The sequence below is a fragment of the Stygiolobus sp. RP850M genome (genome assembly GCF_037389295.1).
Lineage (GTDB): Archaea > Thermoproteota > Thermoprotei_A > Sulfolobales > Sulfolobaceae > Stygiolobus.
In genome coordinates this window covers 1-5,228 of the sequence record NZ_JBBHKU010000003.1, presented here as the reverse complement: position 1 = coordinate 5,228, position 5,228 = coordinate 1, and the positions used below count along the sequence as shown (strand labels likewise).

At 38.1% G+C, this 5,228-nt stretch carries 5 protein-coding genes and 2 pseudogenes; 4 read left to right on the top strand and 3 right to left on the bottom strand.

Features of this window, described 5'->3' with window-relative positions; translation table 11 throughout:
* Nucleotides 1-104: pseudogene (locus WIW52_RS00070) on the top strand (IS6 family transposase); the annotation flags it as partial.
* Between the two features lie 226 nt (nucleotides 105-330).
* Complete coding sequence (locus WIW52_RS00065) at nucleotides 331-801, top strand: PaREP1 family protein (RefSeq protein WP_337707773.1); 471 nt, start codon at nucleotides 331-333, stop codon at nucleotides 799-801.
* Between the two features lie 80 nt (nucleotides 802-881).
* Here WIW52_RS00065 and WIW52_RS00060 read toward each other — a convergent pair.
* From WIW52_RS00060 to WIW52_RS00050, 3 genes and pseudogenes are all read right to left on the bottom strand, one after another.
* Nucleotides 882-1,333: pseudogene (locus tag WIW52_RS00060) on the bottom strand (IS200/IS605 family accessory protein TnpB-related protein); the annotation flags it as partial.
* 588 nt (nucleotides 1,334-1,921) lie between these two features.
* Nucleotides 1,922-2,449, bottom strand: a complete 528-nt coding sequence (locus WIW52_RS00055) for a hypothetical protein (protein ID WP_337707771.1) — start codon at nucleotides 2,447-2,449, stop codon at nucleotides 1,922-1,924.
* 58 nt (nucleotides 2,450-2,507) lie between these two features.
* Nucleotides 2,508-3,920, bottom strand: coding sequence for an AAA family ATPase (locus tag WIW52_RS00050; protein ID WP_337707769.1), 1,413 nt, complete (start codon nucleotides 3,918-3,920; stop codon nucleotides 2,508-2,510).
* Between the two features lie 96 nt (nucleotides 3,921-4,016).
* Between WIW52_RS00050 and WIW52_RS00045 the strand changes: the two genes are divergently transcribed.
* Together WIW52_RS00045 and WIW52_RS00040 are read left to right on the top strand one after the other, a co-directional pair.
* The gene (locus WIW52_RS00045; protein WP_337707767.1) at nucleotides 4,017-4,199 is read left to right on the top strand and encodes a hypothetical protein; all 183 of its coding nucleotides are present in this window, start codon (nucleotides 4,017-4,019) and stop codon (nucleotides 4,197-4,199) included.
* 210 nt (nucleotides 4,200-4,409) lie between these two features.
* A partial coding sequence (locus WIW52_RS00040) for an AAA family ATPase (RefSeq protein ID WP_337707765.1) occupies nucleotides 4,410-5,228 on the top strand: 819 nt, incomplete at its 3' end.

The window sequence follows — 5,228 nt, the reverse complement described above, 5'->3', positions numbered from 1 at the left end:
AGAGATGGTTCGCAACCTATTTCCTTATCTATAACATCCTTTACTGCCCGGTGTATTTGTTAGATAAGGGGGTGATAATAAATGTAAATATTTCAAATGAGTGAAAATGTTGTCCACACTCTCTCCTCGACTAGTAAAACCTATATAGGGGGTGCCCGTAACGGAATTAGAAGTAATTAAAAGTAAGGAAAAGTTACGCCACGGGTAAACACTTTTATGCAACACCACTTGAAAAATGAGAAGTTTTGTATTCCAATATAATAATTGGTAAAACCTCAAGTTGTGTACATCTCGTTAAGTATATTTTTGTCCTTAACTAGGTAATTTATGATGGAAGAGTTAATAAAAAAAGCTGAAGAGATGGGAATTGATGTTGAGGATTTAATAATTACAGCAATGTCGAGGAAAGACCCTCAAGAGGGAATAAAGCTTAGACTTACCCTAGCTAGGAAATATATGGACGAGGCCGAGGAGTACTTAAAGAAAGGCGATTCGGTACAGGCTTCTGAAAAGGCGTATAAGGTTGCTGAGGAAGCTATTAAAGCTTTAGCGGAGAAGTTTAATTTGCCAGAGTATCAACAAGCTGTTAAGGAAGGGAGATGGTATGCTTACACTTTAGGTAGTGCATCGGCCTCTCTTTCAAAAATGTTGGGTGAATGGGTAGTTAATGGGTGGAGTAGTGCATATTTCCTTCACGTTTGGGGTTTTCACGAGTCTAAACTCAGTGTAACTGATATAATCCCTTACCTAGAAGGGGTTAAAAAATTGCTAGAGAACGCTGAGAAGGTAATTGGGAGCTGAAATCATAATTATCTAAATCCGATTTTTAGACAGTTTACTGACCTCCTAACTATATCTGTATTTAAACTGGGGTTTGGGCTTCATTGAACTTTCATGAATTTGTATCCAATTCTCAGCCCTTGGGCTTCAATAGAGTCACGGAGCATTGCCCCGTTCATACCCCTCCGTCCCTCTAGCGGGATAACCCCGACCCACCTACTCTCAGTGGAAGTAAAAAAGAGGTGGAAACCCTAACATCTTGAGGTATATGTCTAGCGATGCGTTTAGTTGTCTACCCAGAAGAACTTCACCGCTTTCCAAGTACCTAGCGTTCACCTTGAAAACCTTAATCCCCAGCCCTCGTGAGCAGAGCCGTCATCAGGTAGGGGTTAAAAACTTTGATAACCTTCTTCACTACTTGCTTTCCCTTCCTCAACTTCTCACCGTTAAACGGGTTGATAGAGGAAGTGTAGGACTCAGAAACCTCATCAACGTCTATCGGCTGAGTTTTCAACATATCCATGAATTTAACAACACTCCACTGGTGAATCCTTTACTGATGACGAAATTATGGTAAATGAGAGCAGCGATAAAATTGTGGATAAAATTGTTCTCTATCACTTATGACGTCGTTAGATGTAGGTAACTCGAAAGGTAAACCTTTTTTAATCATTTTTCGGTCAATTCTTTACTTTCTTTTTCCTTTCTATTTCTTCCACAGCCCTATTTATGCCGTATAAGTTAAATGCCTCGTTTTTAGCCAAAACCCATTTCAACCATCTGCTCGGCTATTTCATAGTACTCATCTTTTAGTTTTAAAGTACTATCTTCATACTTTTATCATACTAACAAAGTAATATGAAGCTTACTTCAGTTAAATGCAATATAAGCTGATTACAGAGAAAAGGAGGATTAGGGGTGTAAAGCCTCTTCAAGGGATGGATAGCCCCCTTATACTTCTTTTTCTAGTTTCTTTTAATGGCTAGGAAGGTTAAAGCGATCAGAGCTACTGTTTAAATGAAGATAGCTACTATCAATAGAAGGATTAATCCCTGAGTAGCTCAATTATCATGCTATGGACATAATATCTATTTTCTCTTTAACAGAATAAACTTTAGGCTAGGCCGATAAACTTCCTAATTTAGTTGGACAGTTTTCCACATGGTATCACTTCCGGTACTAACGTGTTGGTAAAATAATATAACCAGCGATAGGTGTTAGTTATGATATCCATATTTCTCTCGATGTATTCCTTGACCTTGTCAACGTCATTAGGGTTAACCACAAATACAGTTACGTATCTCACATTATTAGCACTTAAATTCAAAGACCTCCTCACTAGAGTGTTTATAAATGCTACGCAAAAATTCATCTTGTTTAGTAACGTAGGAAGATCCCTGCCCTGCATTGCTGTTAATTCAATGATTTTAATTATCAGTTCGCCTTTTGCATCTCTCACTATTTCGATAGCATCGCAGTGCTCACGTGAATTAATGCCAATCTCCTCTAAGTTACCAGTGTAAAATTTTCTTAAATTCTCATCTTCTACTTTATTTAGTCCCCTAAAAGCCTCTTCCATGTCTATAAAAAGTAACACATTATCGTCTTTTATGAAAAACTTGCAGCAATTTTCCTCAAGTACTCCCTTCTCGACCTTTAAACTTACCATAATCTCTCACCTTTGTTCGAACGCCTCTAATAGGATTTCTTAACTCGAGTAAACTACGTCACTTTTGCCCGAACAATCTCTTCGAATGAAGTGATGAAAACCACCTAAACTCCTTTTCCAATACGTCCTTAGTACCAGGCAAACCCCTCACGACATAGTCGATACTCACATCCTTAACCTCTCCCTCGGTAAAGTGATATACTTTAACCTTAACTTTTTCATTAGCCTTTTCTACGGCTTCTGCTAACGCCTCGTAATCCTTCACTTTCAAGTCCTCAAACAAGTCCTTTAACTCCTCCTTAGTGGGCTTTAACATACTCAGGTGGGCGATAGTGGAAACTATAGTCTGGCTGTGAGTAGAAATCACGATACGGTTAATTGAGGATAAAGCGTAAAGAACCATACCCATTAGTAGTTGTAATTCCTCGTGTAGTTGTGTTTCAGGTTCTTCAAACAATATCAGACTCCCCACCTTTACCGAGAGCAAGAAACTTACGATCTCTAGTACTGAAGCTGAAACGTACTCCCACGGTATTTTCTTATTTTCCTCAGTGTAAACTAAGTTCCCGCCATCATTTTTTACTTGTCCTTTCAATAGCGGTTTTATCAAGTTGAATACTTTCTCGTTGTATGTAGTTAAGCCCTTGAAGTATTCCGTCAGATAATTAGGTCTTGTAATTTTAAACGGGGGGTTTATTGCCATTACCAATTCTCTTCTAATTATATTAGATATTTTTTCCAACAACGAAAAGGGGGAAGGCGATGGCGACGTGGGAGAGTTCAAAATTTCTTGTAATATAAACTTCTGAAGCGCTAAGAAAGACCTACCGTAAGGAATGTAGACAACGCCGTTGATTCCATTTTTGCTTAGAGACTCGTTAAACCCTATGCAGTACTGGGAGTTTACTAGTTGTTCTGCAATATTCAACATAATAGTGGAAATAGATGAAAGAGTTTCGTTATCCTTTAAGCAGGTTTCACTTACATCAGAGACATCAACCTTAACTTCTCCTTTATCACCGTTGACGCTGATTTTGTAAATTGTGTTGCTAAGGGAAAACCTTAAACGTTTCATATCCTCATCACTACACGTTTTCGTAAAAAACATTGGAGGTAACGTTGATGGTCTGTACTCCTCTTCATAACTCAGTTTTTGAGTAAGTATGAAATCCAAAACGTTTATAGGTTCTAGTTTAAACTCCCCTTCTGGTAATGAATCACTTATGAAACTCTTGTAGTTTTCTTTCGTTCCCTCTCTGTCGATAGTGAAGTGTAGGAGAAACAAATTATCCTTTACCTCAATGCTGTCCTGCTTTAGTTTAATGAGATTGCCTGGGCAGTAAAGGGAATAAAATAGCGCTTTCATAGCAGTGCTTTTGCCAGTGTTGGGCTTTCCAACGAAAAGCGTGATGTCACCTAACTCGATTTCACCGTGCTTTATGGGACCTAGATTAGATAAGTATAACTTCATAGTAATACAAGCTCCGTGAAGGATTTTAAACCTTGGCTACTACTGACTCATAAATTTTTGTTAATGTAGCCGTGATGGGCTGAATCCTTTTTCACGTTGATAGAAATCTTTTTGTCTGTTTGTAACAAACTTTTGTTAATAAATGATGATCTCTCACGCCGATGTGGGCAAAAGTGTGGGAGTGATTACGGAGATGTGAGCCCCGTGCCGTTGGGCTCGAAGGAGTCCCATGACCCACCTATGGTTGAGGGCCTAGTCCCTGCACTTGATCATGATTGAACATAAAATGATTGAAATGAAAGTGTAGGGACAAACGGTGTAAAGGGGGCAATGTCCCCGTGACTCTGCTGAAGTCCAAGGGCTGAGGATTGATATTAAATAATATGAAATCCTATGAAGCCCAAACCCTATAGCTTAATGCCAGAAAATATTAAAGCGTAAAGTCGTCAACAAAGCAAGAGCTTTAAACGAGATTTCTTATTGTGTCATGTGATAAAAAGATTAAAGATAGAAAACTTCAAGAGTTACCGTGACAGTGAGTTTGAGTTTGGGAAAGTAAGTATCGTTGTAGGGCCTAACGGTTCTGGTAAAACTAATCTTGTCGACGCTTTTAGTTTTCTAAAGCAACTTATAAGACCTCTATCTTACCCACCTTATCCCTTCATTCGATGGGGAGATTACAAGAACGTTGTATTTATGCAAGATGAGAATTTGGACATCTCCTTTGAGATCGATGGTGAATATAAGGGTAAAGATTACCATTATGAGATTTCGCTAAATAAGTTGCAGATAAAAAAGGAAATTATAAATTTCGACTCTTACAGCATGGAAAGAAGAGGCAACGTAATAAGATATGAAAATAAAGAGATAACAATTCCTCCTAATTTAAGTGTATTTAACTTATTTTTTGCACAACCTCTAATAGCATTAAATCTCAGTGCCACCCTTCCACCTGAACTCTTTAATTTCATGACGAATTTCCTAAATGACGTAGGAGTGTTCAGAATAGTTCCTCAAACAGCAGTATCTCCAGTCTATTTCACATTCCCAGAAGCGTTAGATGAAAACGGTCGCGGGTTAGTTAAGGTGATAAGCAATAACTTGTCTAGAATTAATGACACTAAACAAGTTTATGATTTCTTAGTTGAAAACAACATCTCTCTAAGACCGGTTTTCACTGAGGACGGAAATATAAGACTACATTTCATTGAAAAGAGTGAAAACAACAACGAGCTGATTTTACTGCCCACATCAGTACCTGACGGTTTTATAAAAATGTTGACAATCCTTGTAGCTGTGTATCTGTTA

Coding starts and splice junctions, on each gene's coding strand:
- WIW52_RS00065 (WP_337707773.1), top strand. CDS start 331: ATGGAAGAGTTAATAAAAAAAGCTGAAGAGATGGGAATTGATGTTGAG.
- WIW52_RS00055 (WP_337707771.1), bottom strand. CDS start 2,449: ATGGTAAGTTTAAAGGTCGAGAAGGGAGTACTTGAGGAAAATTGCTGC.
- WIW52_RS00050 (WP_337707769.1), bottom strand. CDS start 3,920: ATGAAGTTATACTTATCTAATCTAGGTCCCATAAAGCACGGTGAAATC.